The organism is Methylobacterium durans (assembly GCF_003173715.1).
Lineage (GTDB): Bacteria > Pseudomonadota > Alphaproteobacteria > Rhizobiales > Beijerinckiaceae > Methylobacterium > Methylobacterium durans.
Genome location: NZ_CP029550.1, coordinates 2,670,950 through 2,687,282, shown reverse-complemented (window position 1 = coordinate 2,687,282; position 16,333 = coordinate 2,670,950). Strand labels below are relative to the sequence as shown.

Here is a 16,333-nt window from a genome sequence, read left to right as displayed (position 1 = left end):
TAGCGACTCACGAGGTTTCGTATCGGCGGCGGATCTGGTTCGATGAGGCGAACCGGGAGGGTTTGCCATGTCCGCTGCGGTTGCTCTGCGTGAGGATTTCAACGCCGACGATCTTCGACGTCTGGCCAAGGCCAGCCGAGACGCGGGCCAGAGCCGCCGGCTGCTGGCGCTGGCCGAGATCTACGAGGGCGGCAGCCGCACGGATGCGGCTCGGATCGGGGTGGTAGGGTTGCAGACGGTGCGCGATTGGGTGCTCGCCTTCAACGCAGCCGGCCCGGCCGGGCTGATCAACCGCAAGGCCCCGGGCAACCCAGCCAAGTTGAGCGATGCGCAGCGTCAAGCGCTGGCGCAGATCGTCGAGAGCGGGCCGGACCCGGATCGACACGGCGTGGTGCGCTGGCGGCTGAAGGATCTCGCCGCCTGGATCTACGCCAGCTTCGGCGTGAGCCTGGACGAGAGCACGGTGGGCCGCACGGTGAAACAACTCGGCTTCCGCAAGCTGTCGGCACGCCCGCGCCATCATGAGCAGGACCCGGCCGCACTGGCAGCCTTCAAAAAAACTTGCCAGCCGAGGTGAGGGCGATCCGAGCCCGGCTGCCGGCTGGCGCGGCCATCGAGGTGTGGTGGTCAGACGAGGCTCGGGTCGGCCAGAAGAACACGCTGCCCCGCCGCTGGGCGCGCCGCGGCAGCCGGCCCTCGGCGCCCAAGGACCAACGTACGGCCCACGCCTACATCTTCGGAGCGATCTGTCCCGAGAAGGGCAAGGGTGCCGGCCTCATCATGCCGAGATGCGATACCGCGGCGATGAACGAGCACCTCAGGGAGATCAGCTGCAGCGTCGAGGAAGGCGCCCACGCCGTGCTGATCCTCGATGGGGCGGGCTGGCACGTCGCCCACGACCTCGTCGTGCCCGCCAACATCACCCTGCTGCCGCTGCCAGCCTGCGCCCCGGAACTCAACCCGGTCGAGAATGTCTGGCAGTTCCTGCGCGACAACTGGCTCGGCGACCGCGTCTTCTCGTCCTACGAGGACATTGTCGAGCAGTGCTGTCAGGTCTGGAACCGGTTCATCGACCAGCCTTGGAAGATCATGTCCATCGGCCTGCGTGACTGGGCCTATCAGTTATGATCACCACCGATTGGTATCAGGCATCGGTTATGGATGTCTACCGGGCTGTCTACCTGGGCGAGGCTTTGGTTGAACCCGATGTTGGCCCTGCCTAGCCAATCATTGATGAGCTGCATCTCTGTTCTCATCGAGTGAGTCTCTGGTGTATCATCGTAGTTGATAGCTTGTGTCTGATCCCAGTAGCCTTCCTTGGTTGACTTCAGGATGATGCACTCTGTTGGTGGTCTGTAGCGGATGTCCTCCAGTTGGATGTCATGCTCGGTAACCAGCCGTTCCAAAGTAATCCCAGGCCAGATCTTGGTGAGGTTCCCCTTCTTAGCTCCGGGTTCCCTGGTGCCGATCTCCTGTCTGATGAGGCTCAGCTTCGGGTCAGCCATCAGATCAAGGATGTCAGGCAGGGTCTTACCGATGAAGGATGGCTTGTACCGGGACTTTACCGACAGCAGCGCGATAGAGCGGGTTAAGACGATGCCTTCAGTGTGTCCGATGAGAACGCAGTGAGTCAGGTCGCACACAAGAGCAGACACGGCTTCGTTGAAGTTAGCCTGTGCGTCTCCCTTGCGAGTACGCTTTCTGGGCCTGGCCAGAACCTCGTGGGAGCGGAGGACGTAATCGATCTTGTTTAGAAGTTTCTTCATCTTCGGGCTGACAGGGACTCTCCAGGGTTCAAAGAAGCGGTCTTTGTGTTTCCGTTGCCATTCTCGGTCGTCAGGTGAGGTCAACAGGTTGTCATCAAGGTTGTCATCATGACCTGACCGGCTGGCTTTGGACCGGGCTGATTGCGAGGATCAGCCAGGATCGGAGGAGCTGGAAATGAGGCGAGGACAGAGGCCGAGTGCCGAGCAGGTGGTGCTGACGCTGCGCCAGATCGAGGTGCAGACAGCCCAGGGGCAAGAGCATCGCCATTGCCTGCAAAGAGGCGGGCATCTGCGAGCAGAGCTACTATCGCTGGCGCAAGGAGTACGGCGGCCTGCAGGTCGATCAGGCGCGTCGGATGAAGGATCTGGAGCGTGAGAACGCCCGCCTGCGGCGCCTTGTGGCGGACCTGTCCCTGGAGAAGCAGGTGCTCAAGGACGTCGCGGCGGGAAACTTGTAGCCCCCGAGCGACGCCGGCAGGCGGTCTCTGGCATCCGGGAGAAGTACGGCCTCTCGGAACGTCACGCCTGCCGGATCGTCGGCCAGCACCGCGGCACGCAGCGCTACGTGCCCACCGTGCTAGCCGACGAGGATGCGCTGACCCGCGCCATCATCAGCCTGGCGTCCGAGTACGGGCGCTACGGCTACCGCCGTGTCACGGCTCTGCTGCAGGCAGGTGGTTGGCAGGTGGGCAAGGATCGGGTTCAGCGCATCTGGCGTCGTGAGGGGCTGAAGGTCCCGCACAAGCACCGGCCACGCAGCCGGCTGTGGCTGAACGACGGCTCCTGCGTGCGGCTGCGGCCGCAGCATCGCAACCACGTCTGGAGCTTCGACTTCGTGCAGGCGCAGACCCACGATGGCCGCAGCTTGCGCATCCTGACGCTGATCGACGAGCACAGCCGAGCCTGCTTGGCGCTGAAGGTGGCGCGGCGCATCAACAGCCTGGGCGTGATCGAGGCGCTGGCGGAGGCGATGTGCCTGCACGGCATCCCGGAGAACGTCCGCTGCGACAATGGCCCTGAGATGGTTGCGAAGGCGCTGCGCAAGTGGGTCGCCCAAGCTGGATCACAGATCCAGTACATCGCGCCGGGCTCACCGTGGGAGAACGGCTATTGTGAGAGCTTCAACGGCAAGCTGCGCGACGAGTGCCTGCGCCAGGAGATCTTCTACTCGCTCAAAGAGGCACAAGCTGTGATCGGGCTTTGGCAAGCCACTTACAACCGCGTCCGGCCGCACTCGTCCTTGGGGTATCGACCGCCCGCGCCCGTCAGCTTCCCGGATCTGGCCTTCCGCCTACCCATGGCCGCTACCATGCAGTAGCCTCGCAACTGGCTCGGTCCAAAATGCCGGTCAGGTCAATCATCAGGGTTAGCTTTGTGGTTCATAGTGTAGGTACTCTCTGGTGTTATCGGGTTGAACAGAGTTGAAGACAGGCGTTTTACCCCCGCAGCACAGGCAAGCAGGCGCAAAGAAACTCCTTTGGTCTTGTTGGTGTGATGAAGGGGGGTGAAGACGGGCGGGCACCGGTTGGGCCACGGGCGCTTTTCTTCAGATAGTAAGGGACAACCCTAAGTGACTGACCGTGCTTGGCTTTTGTCGGGCGCGGGATGATTGGGATAAGCAGCAGTGGGGCCGCTTGGCTTCTATTAGTGGTGACAACCTCTAAGTGGCTGAGCGGGCTTGCAGATTGGCCCTGGAGGTGAGCATGGGGTGATGCTCGCTGTGGCCGCCTCCTACTTATAGTGAAGGGACAACCGCAGACCAGGGAGCAGCCGCCCTCTTCTGATAGTGGAGGGACAACCCCGGAGCAGAGCCTATGAACTTATGCCGGCCGGCTTCTAGAGTAGGCGACAACCCGGGCCAGCGGCGGCAAGTGAGGTGCAGCCTGTTCCCTAAAGGTAGGCAACAACCCTCTTCAGGCAGGGGCAGCACCCTTCTCCTCAGGTTCATTTCCATAATGGAGGGGACAACGCCTTTGCGCTGCAGGTTCGTCAGAGCCAGGTTTGCGGCGTTCTTCTGCTAAAGGGGAGGGACAAGCTGCCGGTTACGCGCCAAGGTTTTCAGCGTCTGTCTGGATATATGTGTCCCACAACCCCAGACACCGGTTTCCGTCGCTAGCCCTGCGGTCAAAAACGGCCAAGGCATCACCCGGGCAGGTGAACTACCTCAGGCAGCTATCGACCGTCCTGGGAGGCCGCATGAGCAAAGCCGCCAGAGTGCGTCTCCGCGGCTCAGCCTCTGTCTGCTATCAGCAGCCACAACCCTCAGGCACCCATTTTCTTCACCAGGGCAGCACTCAGAACGGCAAGGGTGCGGTCCGGGGGCAGGGAGCCTGAGCAGTCAAACGACCGCCTGTGAGGCCCTGATCAGCCAGTAGCCCCGTGTTAGGCCGGACAGCCGGGGTGAGCGACAATGGTTTCGGAGAGGTCCTACCGAGATACTGCCCTCAGAAAATAGCTCTCCCTGAGTACCCCGGGTGATTAGATACTCGACATACTCCCTCAAGCTCCTTCTCTTTACGGCGTGGCGGCGGTACGATGCGGATCCATGGCCTTCGGATACTATGCCCAGCGGAGGTCAGCAGTGAGGGGGATCAGATGATGTGGCCGTTCACAGTGGTGGCATCTTACGAGAGCGAGCTGTCACACCTCTCTGCAACCCAGATCAGCGAGAGAGTGGTGAACGCCTCGCTTGAGTACTATGAGGATCATCGTCGCGAATTCGCCGAAGATATGCGTGCGTCTGACATTGTGTATGACGTAGAGGACTTCCTCAGAGCCGTTGAAAAGAACGACGGCCGAGTTGCGATAGAGTGCTTGTACAAAGAGTGCTGCGAAAACGAGTGGAAGTTCGACGTATCCAAGCTGCTGCGTGAGGTCTATGGCAGCGACACCGACGCTTACTGGCCAAACAGGAACACTGCGACTAACGCTGAATCTGTTCTGAGATAACCGCATAGCGTGCCGGTACCCCTTTCCTTCACCAGGGCAGCGCCGAGAATGGCAAGGAAGGCATTCAGGGTAAGCGACCAGCCTGAGCACCAAGCGACCGCCCACGAGGCTGTACTCAGTTTGCCTGAGCCCGGCCTTCTGTTGCACCGGTCTCGCTCCTGAGAGCCCGGTAGACACTCGCCACTCCAATCCCGAGCTGCTTGGCTATCGCCTCCCGGGTCAGCCCCTGCCCAGCTAAGCGCCTCACCTCGTCAGCCTTGGCCATCGCCGTGGGCTTGCGGCCCTTGTAGCGCTTCTCGGCCTTGGCCTTGGCAATCCCCTCCCGCTGCCGCTCCAGCATCAGATCACGCTCGAACTCAGCCACGGATCCCAAGAGGTTCAGCATCAGCTTGCCCGTGGGTGTGCCGGTGTCGAGCGACAGGGCCAGCACCTTCAGGGATGCCTTCTTCGCCTGAATGGTTTTGATGATGCCCACGAGGTCGGCCACGGAGCGAGCCAGCCGGTCGAGCTTGGTCACCACCAGGGCGTCACCCTCTCGCAGGTAGTCCAAGGCTTCGGTCAGTGCCTTCCGTGGTCCGGTCGCGCTGGTCTGCTCTTGGTAGATCCGCTCCACCCCGGCAGCCCTGAGGTCTCGCTCCTGCGCCTCCAGGCCGGCGATCTGCTCGACCGTGCTCGTCCTGGCGTACCCGATCAGCATCACCCATCCTCCACGTTATCAATAGGATCGAGAAAGATGCGATCTGAAGCTATCAGAATTCCGATGTCAACGTGTGTGATAGGTTCTCGGCAGGGTTCTTCACCCTCTCACAAGGGCCTGCCCTACTGATCGGCTCAGCTTGGGAACGGATCGGCCGCGCTGAACGTAATGGGCTCCCCTCAGTGAGCCCTGCCATGGACACAGCATCCGAGACCCGCTCCCTCCACCCTCTCGTTGTCACCTGTCAGTCGCCCAGGATCGCAGGGGATGAGCCCGTCATGAAGCGCTGGGTTGTTCTCTCGGAGAGTGCTGAAGCGGCTGCGGAGTTGGTTCGCGAGAGAGTAGCCCCGGCTTGCGAGGTGGCGGCCACGGACGAGGTCCTGAGCCAAGAGGAGGCAGACGGGATCGGGCTAAAGCCCCACCATCCTGTAGCTCTGTGATGCGTTAAGCTGAGAGCAAAGAAGAGCCGCCCACGAGGAGCGGCCCGAGTCTATGGAGGAAACGCCCATCGCAAGGACGGGAGTGAGACGAAGCCAAAACCATGCCAGTGGCGCGGGTCGATAAAGAAAAGCCCCGGCAAGAGCCAGGGCTAAAGGAGAAGGACCGTTACATGCGCACAGCCGAAGGGGGGATAGATTCAGCCGTGCATGAACTAACGCCCCTCTACTTCAGCTGTTCCCCCGGTCCTACCCCTGCCGAAACGAAAGCACGGAGGGGGTGGCACGGGGGAACACGGGTGAACCGGGGTTAGCGGTAGGGCTCTGAGATTTTTGCGGTGGAATCGGGCTACCCTAAACCCCTCTCCCAACGCCATCTCAGTGATCGCTCGTGTGGCCACTGTGGGCCGGCTGCGATCTGATGCCTCGTGACCCGCAGTTCATCCAGGGAATAGGATCCGCCTGCAAGCACAGAACGAGTGTTCGGATTGATCCTCAGTAGGCCAGAGTCAAACATCCGGTGGTGCAGAGCGCATAATACCAGAGCATTACGATGGTCGTCTGCGCCATCATGTTCTTTAGGGACGATATGGGCGGCTTCCAGAACCTCTGGAATGCTCATGCTGCAAAACGCACACTCCATTCCTTGCTTGGAAATGGTGCCTTGCCTGAATCTCTGCTGAGCCGCTCGCGCCTTCACCATGCGAAGGTGTATCTGCAGATTGTTTGCAAAGGCCTGGAAGTCGCTTGCTTGATCCTCCGGGTTTACTCCTGTGGTTGTCAGCAAGTGCGAGATAAAGCCTTCTTCCGTTTGCCATGGCGAAGAACCGATACGCTCACTGGAGAGGCGCATCGTATTGCCGCGCATATGATACCCGTCAGCGAATGAGAAGTCTGCGCAGAAGTTTGTCCAAGGATAAGAGGTCAGTTCGCCTTGCAAGAATACCACGAGCGGGAAACGGGCTTCTCCCCATATGTGCCTTGATAGGTCCCAACAGGGCTCTGATAAGCGGTGCAGTACCTGTCCGACGAACTTGAAGTCCGTGTTTTCCAACAGCATCAGGAAATCTCCGTCCTCCATGTTCTTGATGGCATCCCGCGCTCCTTCAGGTAAACCCCAGACCTGAAAGCCAGTCGGTGCAAGCTCTGTCATCTTAGAGTGCGCGGCGGCCAGTTCAGAAGGAGGAATGTTCTGGAGGTGCTTCTCAATCTCTGGCAGCCGAAAGCGCCGTAATCCGCCCTCTGGTGTTCCAATACTTTTAGGTGCGTCACGACGCCAAAGAGCCTCACCAATGTGCTGGTAGAACACTGACATTCCATAGCCTCGCTGATTTTTACTGACGTTCCTAGAGATCAGCCTCAGATCTCATACCTGGGGAACCGCCTCATAGCGCCAGCCAGCATAGACAGTGAGGGTGTCTCGTACTTCCGCCCGACGGATGCGACCCGATGGCCTGTCACTGCATCCCTGAGCCGTTCTTCGATCCCAACCCCGAGCGCCCTGGTCTTCCAAGTGTGCCGCCATCCGTGATTGGGATCGACGTCAGGATCGAGCTTCACCGTGTCTCGCACCCACTTGGCTACCTTGTTCGCTCTCAGTTCAGCCGGTGAGGCAGCGGAGCCCTTCCCGTGCCTAGCAGAATCGTAGAACAGCGGCCCTGATCCTGATGCCTTCACGAACTCAAGGAAGCCCTGTTCGATGAGGTGGGCATGGAGCGGCACCGTCCTTGGCTCTCCGGTCTTCGTCACCCGTAGGTCCATCACGGTAATTCCGCTTTCAACCCGGATGTCACGACCCTCAAGGTGGGTAAGCTCAGCGATGCGGGCTCCGGAATAGGCAGCAAGCCAAGGACACCAGCGGCAAGCATCAGTGAGAGTAGGGTTCCTTTCGTCAGGCTTCACCGCTGAGGCTGCATTGAGGATCGCAGCTATCTCGCCTCCCCTGAACGTCTTTTCCCGCTTGGCGACCTTCCTTGGCTCATCAAGGTGTATGCCCTTCACGGGGTTCTCAGAGAGCAACAGCTTGCCTTGACGGCTTGCAGCCCACCCTAATACCAAGCCTCGTTGAGCAGGACTCACGCTGGGTAGCGGTGCAGAACGGGTCGTGATTCATTTCTCGGGTTTGTAGCCTGAGGAGGATGGGATGGCCGCTCCTGTGCCGCTGCGGCCAGACTTCGATGCCGAGGCCTTGCGAGCTCTGGCCAAGAGCTCGCGCGACCCGGATCAGACCCGTCGCCTGCTGGCGCTGTCAGCGATCTATGCTGGCGGCTCGCGCTCCGAGGCGGCGGCTCTCGGTGGGGTTGGCCTGCAGACGGTGCGGGACTGGGTTCTGGCCTTCAACGCCGACGGGCCGGATGGGCTGATCGGCGGCAAAGCCCCTGGCGCCCGCCCGCGCCTGAACGCTGAGCAGCGTGAGGCGCTGCGGGCCTTGGTTGAGGCGGGACCCACGCCGGCTGCGCACGGGCTGGTGCGCTGGCGGCTGGTCGATCTCGCTCAGTTCCTGGTGGAGGAGCACGGCGTCTCAGTCTCCGAGCAGACCTTGAGCCGGGTTCTGCGGGGCCTGGGCTACGCCAAGCTCTCGGCTCGTCCGCGCCATCATGCTCAGGATCAGGACGCCATCCCGGCTTTTAAAAAGCCTTCCCCGCTCGCTTGGCGGAGGTCGCGCAGGCTGTCGGCGGCAAGCCGATAGAGGTCTGGTTCGCCGACGAGGCCCGGGTCGGTCAGAAGAACTCCATCACACGTCGTTGGGCACGCCGCGGCACACGGCCTGCAGCCTCAAAGGACCAGCGCACCGCCTCCGCCTACATCTTCGGCGCGATCTGCCCGGCTCGTGGCACGGGAGCCGGGCTCGTCATGCCCCGCTGCACCACCGAGGCGATGAACCTGCACCTGGCCGAGATCGCCAGGGCCGTCACCGCCGGTGCGCACGCTGTGCTGCTGCTCGATCAGGCCGGCTGGCACATGACCAAGAAGCTCATCGTCCCAGCCAACATCACGCTGCTGCCGCTGCCGGCGCGCTCGCCCGAGTTGAACCCGGTCGAGAACCTCTGGCAGTTCATCCGCGAGAACTGGCTCGGCAACCGGATCTTTGCGTCATACGAGGCCATCCTCGATCATTGCTGCGACGCTTGGAACAAGCTCATCGACCAACCCTGGCGCATCATGTCCATCGGCCTGCGCGCCTGGGCTCATGAGTTCTGATCAGTGAGGGTTGGTATAAGACGGCACTGGCTGCCACAAAGTCGTTCTTGTTGATGGACTGAGGCGAAACCCCTTCGGCGTCCCTCCGGTGCTCAGCCCACGCATAGAGGTCATCAGGGGTCAGTGACCGAACGTCTCGATCCTTGGCGAACTGAACGAGAGATTGAAGGCTTCCCCTGTACCGCTTGATGGTCCCTGCCGCCTTCTTGTCGGCGTTGTAGGCAGCCCACCGGCCGAACAGCTCGACCACTGTGATGCGCTCAGCCTTGGCGTCACCGGAGGGTTCTGCACCCGACCGACTCTCCCACGCGGGGTACTTCAGCGCAGCTACATCGGGGGAGTAGTCGAACCGGGCGTTACGAGTGAGCTTCGCTGACGCATCGTCCATCGCTGAGGCAATGGTGCTGAGCAGGAGGTCACGGCTTTTCTGATCGACCACGAGCCCTTCACGAGCCAGGACAGCATCAGCAAAACCGCCGAACCGATCCTCCATCGAAGCCCGTTGGTTCGCCTCTTTCCCTATTGCCAGCCCGAGACCCAACTCCCCGGCACGAGCTTTGGCATTCAACCGAAGCGCCTTCTCCCAACGCTCAGGAGGACCAGGATCATCAGCAAGGACCGATGTGAAGGCCGTATAGAGTGTCCCGGCGAGAGCCACCGCCTCCCTTGTGGTCAAGCTGGTGGGTCCGGCCTCCTGTGCCTCCCAGAACCGCTTCAGCGCACCATCGGCAACCGCATGTCGCTTCCGTGCCTCGCTGGCCTCCTTGGTCTTCAGCGAAGCCTGAACGATGTCCCCGATCTTCACAGAGGCGAAGCCATCCGCCACCGGGAGAGTCACCGATTGTCCCCTCACGCGAGCCAATAGCTTACGAGGAGTGCGCTGTCTGAGATGATAGACCCCGGTGCTTGGGTCCTTCCAAGGGCGAGCAGTCATGAGGGCCATGTGAGGGACCGCTGTGTGAGAGTGCGGTGTAATTACCCACGCCTCTGATGGGGGCGCCGTTCAGGCGACGGTGGCGAGGATCGTCGCGAACGGGCTGGCGCCGGAGAGGCGGGCGGTGTCGACGACGGTGCGGATGTCGGCCTCGCCGGTAGCGGCCCACATCGCACGGTAGCCATTGGTCATCTTCCGTTGCACGACGGCGGGACGGAGCAGGCGCTCGCAGCCGTTGTTTGTGACCGCGACCGTGCCGGGATGATCGAGGAAGACCAGGAGTTGATCGCGGGCCCGACCAATCCTGGCCTGCAGTTCGTAGGTCAGGTCACAGCGGCTCGGGGCGGACAGGATGTCGGAAAGCCGCCGCTCCAGCGCCCGCCGTTTGGCCGCGAGCGTCGAGGCGGCCAGATCGGTGACGCGCTCGGCCAGGGCGAACACGGCCTGCAGCCAGAACTGGAGGCGCAGTGGCACCGGATCGGCGCTCACCTCGACGGCGTAGGCCACGTCGCGGGCGAGATGCGCCAGGCAGGTCTGGTGGCGGACGCCATGACCCTGCTGAGCGGTGTAGCGGTCGGAGATCCAGACCGCGGGCCGGTGCCCATCCATCATCTCCCGCACCACGACGGCGCCGCGCGTCGGCGAGGCTGTGTGCACCACCGCGTCCGTCGAGTGGAAGACCCAGTGATAGGAGTTCGAGCCCTCGATGCGCACCCCGGTCTCGTCCGAGGCGACGACCTCGGCACGGCGCAGCTTTGCGACGGCGGCCTCGCGGCCGGCCCGAAAGCGCGCCTGCGCGCGGCGGAGCAGGTTCATCAGCCCGCCCTGACTGAGCGTCAGGCCGAACAGATCCGACAGCGCCGCCTGCAGCCGCTCGTAGGACAGAGCCTGGAAGGTCTTCAGATACGTCGCCACCGCGTGCAGCCGCGGACCAAACGGCGTGCCCCGCGCGGCCTGCGGCACCGGCGCGACGCCGCGCCCCCCGCAGGACGGGCACTGCACGGCCAGCCGCCGATGCCGGGTCACCACCGGCGCCACGGCGGGCAACTCGATCCGCTCGGACACGCTCACGACCTCGGCGGGAAGGTCCCCGTGCAAGGCGCCGCCGCAGCACGCGCACCGATCCGGACGATGATCGACGACCGCGTCGGGATCCTCGCTCAGCACACGGCTATGGCCCTCGTGACCGGGCTTGGCTCCGCCGGGCTTGGCCTGCTCCCGCCGCTCCTTGCGGTCGGTGGACGGCGGCTTTGAGGAGGTGCGCGAGGTCTTCTGCGGGCGCTGCAGCCGCAGCACCAGCTCGATCAGTTCTTCCCGGCTCAGACGTTCGAGATCGCTGCGGCCCATCCCACGAACGAATCAGCCAAACCGGCCCCGCACAAGGCCCCCGCACGACCCCCGCGCCGCCGCACGTCCTTCGAACCTGGCGCTCAAACCGCGTGGGTAATTACAGTGCGGTTGCCCTTAAGCCGCTGTATGACACTAACTCTTTGCCCAGCAAGAGCGTTTGAGTGGTGCCGGTGGAGAGGATCGAACTCCCGACCTTCGGTTTACAAAACCGCTGCACTACCGCTGTGCTACACCGGCCCTCGCTTGGCTTGCTAGCAGGCCGGGATCGGGCGTTCAACCCGACGCCTGCCCGGCATGATCTACCTGTCCTGATCGCGCGATGCGGGCTGAGCTTGTTCCCCGCCAACGGGTCAGACATCGCGTGACCGGATCTTCATGCGTTGGGCGATGCCGAGGTTGGATGGGCGAGAGCGTCGCGCCAAACCGCGGTCCCTGCGCCGGCCGGAAGCCGAGCAGGGAGCGTCAGCACTGCGGCGGGCAGGATTTCCGAGCGCCTCAGGGCGGGCCGGGTCGTGCTCATGGCTGCAGCGGACACGCCAAACCCTCCGGTTCGCCGCATCGAATCAAACCCGTCGCCGCTGAGCACCTCGGCGGCCACGATCACCATTGGTTGGCATCAGATCGGGCCCAGAGCTTTAACGGTGCCTCGAGATCTGCCCTGGGAAGCTTTGCAAAACGTCGCTACCGGATTCAGACGCACCCAGGCCTCCTGGAATGGGTTCGTTCTGCCATTTGCTGTGCGGCTGTCCAGTCTGGGTTCCTCCTGATCGATCGCGGCGGGAGGGTGAGCGGCGTGGTCACCACCCCGCAGACGCGGCCCGTGCTGCACGAGCGTTTCACGATTTCGAAACGGAACTTGGTGGTTTTCCGTGCGATATCTTGTATTTAAAAATGATAATCTAAAATTTTTCAGGTAAACCATCCTGTATATTTATAAAAATGCTCTCGATCGAGCATTAACCTCAACCATCCATTGGAGATAATCGCCGTCGTCCTAGTGACTCCACTTCCACTCGGCATCTCAAAGAGGGGAGCCGCGCGATATCCTGCGCTTCGCCCTTCGACGATGGCGCGATTGAAAAGGCGACGCTGCTCCAAGGCATCCGCATCGATGCTGTGGCAGATAGCAAACGCTTGATCGCGAGCGTTCATCGCCGCGATCGCGGCCTCAGGATCCGGATGAAGATTGATGCCAAATTGCTCGGCCCAGAACTTACCTTCCGTCATGGATGTCTTGTACTGAGTTTTCAGATCGAACTTGTGCGAGTGATAGACGACCGCCTCATTGACATAGGCCTTCTGGAATCCAAGTTTCAACATTTCGTTCGCCCAAACCTGGTCTTCGCCCCATTCTATTTCAGGATAGGACAGCACTTTCCACGCCTCTCGAGACATCGCCGAATTGTTGTCCGAGTAGAAGTGCATCAGCATCTGCCATGTCTGACCTCCCGGATAGATGTAGCTCGGCAAGCCGTTGTCACGGTCGATCACGTCCGGCAGGAGCGCTAATCCGTCGAACATCTCGGTCATGTCACGGCGGGTAAAGGCGTCGTGCTCGGGATACGCTTCGTGGCGCCCGATGACGCCCGCCACCCGTGGTCCGCGGCTGAAGCCGCCGATGAGGTGTTGAAGCCAGTGCGAATTGCGCGGGCAGGCATCCTGCGTGATCAGGGCGACATACGCGCCCTCGGAGCGCTCGATTCCGAGATTTCGGGTACGCCCGTGCTGAAACTCGGCTTTCGGGATCCGCTCGATGCGGACGCCCCGATCCGCGTAGCCCTTCGCGAGGTCGTAGGTGCCATCGGTCGATTCACTGTCGATGATCAGGATGTCGTAGGCGAAATCGCAGGCCTGACGCGTCACCTGATCGAGGACTTGGGCGAACGACGCTCCGGCATTGTAGGTCGGGATGAGGACCGTCGCCTTGGGCTTGTCGACGACGACCGGCGCTGGAAAGGGCTCTGGCGACAGGGCCGTGTAGCCGAGTTCCGCGATGCGCTCGCGGATGGCGGACTCGACAGCCCTGGCACTGCGCTCCCACGAGGTGCGCTCCACGAAGGCGCGCCCCCGTTCGCGCTGCTGAGCTTGCCGGTCTTTATCGTTCAGCAGAGCTTCGATCGCATCCGCAATCCCGTAGGGCGTCGGCGACGCGAAGTAGACCTCATCGTTCTTGAAGACTGCGCGCGTGCTCGGCACGTCGATCTCGACGACCGGCAGGTCGCAAGCCATCATTTCAAGGGGGATCAGGGAATAGTTTGTCGAGGAAAAGACAACACCGATATCGCTGTTGCGGTACAGATCACTGAGCTCTTCATGCGTCAGGACACCGTGCTGCGTATGAGCAAAATCGAATTCAGCTTCGAGATTGGCCTCCCCGAACAACTCGACATGGAAATTCACGCCTCGGCGATGCAAAATCTCAAACGCTGCAAAGCCTAGTCCTACCGCGCGCCGAGGGGTGTAAGGCCGCGCATAGAAGGCAATGCGGATTGGCCGCTCGCCAACGGGCGGCCGGATACCTGGATAATAGACCTCGTGTTCGGCGCAGAGGTCCCAGCAACGCGTCCAGAGACCGCGCTCCCGCATCAGCTGGCCGAGCCATGGCCCGGCGCACAGAGCTGCAAATCCGAAATCGTACGTCGCTTCTGTCAGGATCTGAAGCTCGCCGGCCGGATAGAAGCTCGGCTCGAAGTCCTGCACGAAGTAGAAGCGCTCCTTGAAGTTGACCGCCAGCGAGGCCGGAAACGCGCTCCAGCGTTCGGTCGCAATCAACGCGTCGCCAGAGAGTTGCCGGATATCCTCGGGCAGGAAGCGGACGTGCACGTTCTGACCGATAGGCCGGTACCATTGCTGAGCGCGGCTCCGCGCTTCTGCTTGATCCGAAAAGTCGATCGCGCTTTGCAGCCACAGCGTCTGATGGTGGCCGAAACGCTCCAGGAACTCCACCATGCGGAAGATACTCATGTGGCCGCCGGCGCCCCTCGCGTTGAACGAGGGGATGATCCAGTGAATGTTCAGGCAGCGCTCATTGTAGACTCGACTTGCCGGTGCAGTCGGTAGGACCGGATGGCGCGCAATGTTCGGAGTATCGCCGATCCAGCGATCCGGAATATCCATATAGGTGTTCTCACGCGCCGGAAAATCGGCACGCGGAATCAGGCGAGATCGCCGAGACGTCGTGTAGCTGCAGACCCGATAGCCCGACGCGCGCACCACGAGCGGCAGGATCCGCTCCAAGGCATGCGCGAACGTGAAGTCGAGCTGCCTCGCTTCCTCCTCGAACTGATCGTAACTGTCGATGGATTCGGTGAGCGCGGTCAGCGCGCTGGTCCGATACCATGCCATTGATCCGGCAGGGTAGTCGGATTGCTGCAGCGTCTCTCTTCCATAGCCCAGGCGCTGCATCATCGCTTCGATGACCGACGTGTTGCCTTCCTTCTGCGTGAAACGACGGATTTTGCAGAAATTGCGCGGGTAGAGGCACCCCAAGTCTGCCTCCGCCTGAAACCGACTCAATACATCATTGACAAGCCCTTCCGAGCCAAACGTCTGATCGAGCAAGTATTCGCGCCAGTGCTTGCCCCAGCGGATGTGAGGGCTCACCTTCGTGTGAACGTGAACCACGATATCAAAGTCGCGCCATATGTCCCGGCACCCGATGAGAAAGGGACCGAGGTCGCGGCCGCGATTAGGAACTTGCCGAACCTCGACGGCTTGCGGAAAGGCCTCACGGGAGAGGCGTTTCTGTATGAACTCCTTGTCGGGTTCTGAGCAAGTTGTGATGACCACCTTGGCCGTGGCCGGCAAGTTCGCGAAGCCCGGCAGGACCTCGCTCAGGAGTTCCGGGTAATAGCAGTGTGCATGAACGCAGATCTTCAGGTCGTGTGTCGCGGGTGATATCGTCCGCGTATCGAGATTAATCGCATCCGCAGGTTGTGTCGCTGCACCTTGCGGCCGCCCTTGCCGAACGTAGTGAAAGATCGGGTTTCCAAGAAGCTCGTCCGTTGACCTGATTTTGCTTCTGTAAAATCCGATATCGAATTCCGGCGCTGGATCACGGTCCTCATATTGACCGCGATTGATAAAATGATAGTAGGGATCCTCACCAGCTTCGCAGGTGTCGATATTCATAGACCTGTAAAAGTCAGGATCAAATCTCGATTTGAAAGCGTGAACGACATCCTCTGGTAGGACGACGGAGCGATATTGCTCCTGTGTCCAATCGTAGCCACCATATTTCTCGACGCAAAACTCGGCTGGATTTTGAGTGCGCGGATCCAACTCAGCGTGCGCCGCACAAAATGCCGCGACGTCAAAATCCTTAACAGGCCATCTGAACTCCTGCGCGCCTTCCGTGAGGTAATGTACGAGAGGATTCGCTCCAACCTTTCGAACATCCTCGTAGGCGCTTAAGTAAAAATTTACATCAAAAAACCGAGATGGATTAAATCCTTTTTTCCAGCCAATTTTGCAAAAATGCTCGGCTGCATCTATGTGCCTGCTGAGGCCGTAGACCTGCGCGTAATAAGCACTGTCGAATAATATACTCTTCCTGACGATTGATTTGCTTCTCTTTAATCTTGCTCTTGCTCGAAAAAAATTCACCCGCATGGCATATTCCATAAATTTCCCGATAGACGGGTCTTGTAATTCCTGCAGAGATTTGGGTCGAGCGAACCGCATTTGCCCGACCTTGCACTGATTTTACTCTTGCGACGCGGCACCAGACCTCCGGCGGGTCGACCGAAGCCATAGCGCGAGGTGCAAAGCAGAGCTGCAACAAATTCGCCTATCGCTGGCCGACCATGGTTTGCCGTTTCGCCACGCCCGGCGCAACTCTTCGGGGTTGTCCGCCTCGTCAGCCGAAGACTCCTTTCCGTTGAGCGACTCATTGGCGCGTTTGACTAACGGATGAAGAGCGGGGTGGCACGCCACCAGGCGCCGAGTCCAACTGGCAAACTGCGCCATTTGGCTTCGTTCTGATAACTTCAGGAAGCAG

10 protein-coding genes, 1 tRNA gene and 1 pseudogene are annotated in these 16,333 nt (G+C 61.0%); 4 read left to right on the top strand and 8 right to left on the bottom strand.

The features are described 5' to 3' along the window. The first annotated feature begins 67 nt into the window (after positions 1–67). Positions 68–1,128, top strand: a protein-coding gene (locus DK389_RS12315; RefSeq protein ID WP_109887384.1) for an IS630 family transposase whose coding sequence is annotated in 2 segments (ribosomal slippage) — positions 68–554 and positions 554–1,128 — 1,062 coding nt in all. Because the reading frame shifts where the segments join, the coding sequence is not laid out codon by codon here. On the opposite strand, the gene DK389_RS12310 is transcribed toward DK389_RS12315, so the two are convergent. Continuing rightward, positions 1,119–1,850, bottom strand: coding sequence for a hypothetical protein (locus DK389_RS12310; protein WP_162560620.1), 732 nt, complete (start codon positions 1,848–1,850; stop codon positions 1,119–1,121). The two genes, DK389_RS12315 and DK389_RS12310, sit on opposite strands and share 10 nt — an antisense overlap. Before the next feature lie 91 nt (positions 1,851–1,941). On the opposite strand from DK389_RS12310, the pseudogene DK389_RS12305 reads away from it, so the two are divergent. Further along, a pseudogene (locus DK389_RS12305) lies at positions 1,942–3,084 on the top strand (IS3 family transposase). A gap of 1,277 nt (positions 3,085–4,361) precedes the next feature. Further along, positions 4,362–4,715, top strand: coding sequence for a hypothetical protein (locus DK389_RS12300; protein ID WP_109889923.1), 354 nt, complete (start codon positions 4,362–4,364; stop codon positions 4,713–4,715). 115 nt (positions 4,716–4,830) lie between these two features. On the opposite strand, the gene DK389_RS12295 is transcribed toward DK389_RS12300, so the two are convergent. The 3 genes from DK389_RS12295 to DK389_RS12280 form a co-directional block, all read right to left on the bottom strand. Continuing rightward, positions 4,831–5,412, bottom strand: coding sequence for a recombinase family protein (locus tag DK389_RS12295; RefSeq protein WP_109889921.1), 582 nt, complete (start codon positions 5,410–5,412; stop codon positions 4,831–4,833). A gap of 786 nt (positions 5,413–6,198) precedes the next feature. After that, positions 6,199–7,164, bottom strand: a complete 966-nt coding sequence (locus DK389_RS12285) for an HNH endonuclease (protein ID WP_109889917.1) — start codon at positions 7,162–7,164, stop codon at positions 6,199–6,201. A gap of 44 nt (positions 7,165–7,208) precedes the next feature. Continuing rightward, a complete protein-coding gene (locus DK389_RS12280) occupies positions 7,209–7,868 on the bottom strand; it encodes a site-specific integrase (protein ID WP_162560619.1) in 660 nt (219 codons plus the stop codon). Positions 7,869–7,992: 124 nt separating this feature from the next. On the opposite strand from DK389_RS12280, the gene DK389_RS12275 reads away from it, so the two are divergent. Next, a protein-coding gene (locus tag DK389_RS12275) for an IS630 family transposase (RefSeq protein WP_109889913.1) occupies positions 7,993–9,050 on the top strand; the annotation gives its coding sequence in 2 pieces (ribosomal slippage) (positions 7,993–8,485 and positions 8,485–9,050; 1,059 coding nt in all). Here DK389_RS12275 and DK389_RS12270 read toward each other — a convergent pair. The 4 genes from DK389_RS12270 to DK389_RS12255 form a co-directional block, all read right to left on the bottom strand. Then, a complete protein-coding gene (locus tag DK389_RS12270) occupies positions 9,010–9,888 on the bottom strand; it encodes a site-specific integrase (protein WP_162560618.1) in 879 nt (292 codons plus the stop codon). The genes DK389_RS12275 and DK389_RS12270 overlap by 41 nt on opposite strands. A 165-nt stretch (positions 9,889–10,053) precedes the next feature. After that, complete coding sequence (gene tnpC / locus DK389_RS12265) at positions 10,054–11,331, bottom strand: IS66 family transposase (protein WP_109889146.1); 1,278 nt, start codon at positions 11,329–11,331, stop codon at positions 10,054–10,056. A 165-nt stretch (positions 11,332–11,496) separates the two neighbouring features. Beyond that, a tRNA-Thr gene (locus tag DK389_RS12260) sits at positions 11,497–11,571 on the bottom strand. Positions 11,572–12,243: 672 nt separating this feature from the next. After that, a complete protein-coding gene (locus DK389_RS12255) occupies positions 12,244–15,957 on the bottom strand; it encodes a rhamnosyltransferase WsaF family glycosyltransferase (RefSeq protein ID WP_162560617.1) in 3,714 nt (1,237 codons plus the stop codon). Between the last annotated feature and the right edge of the window lie 376 nt (positions 15,958–16,333).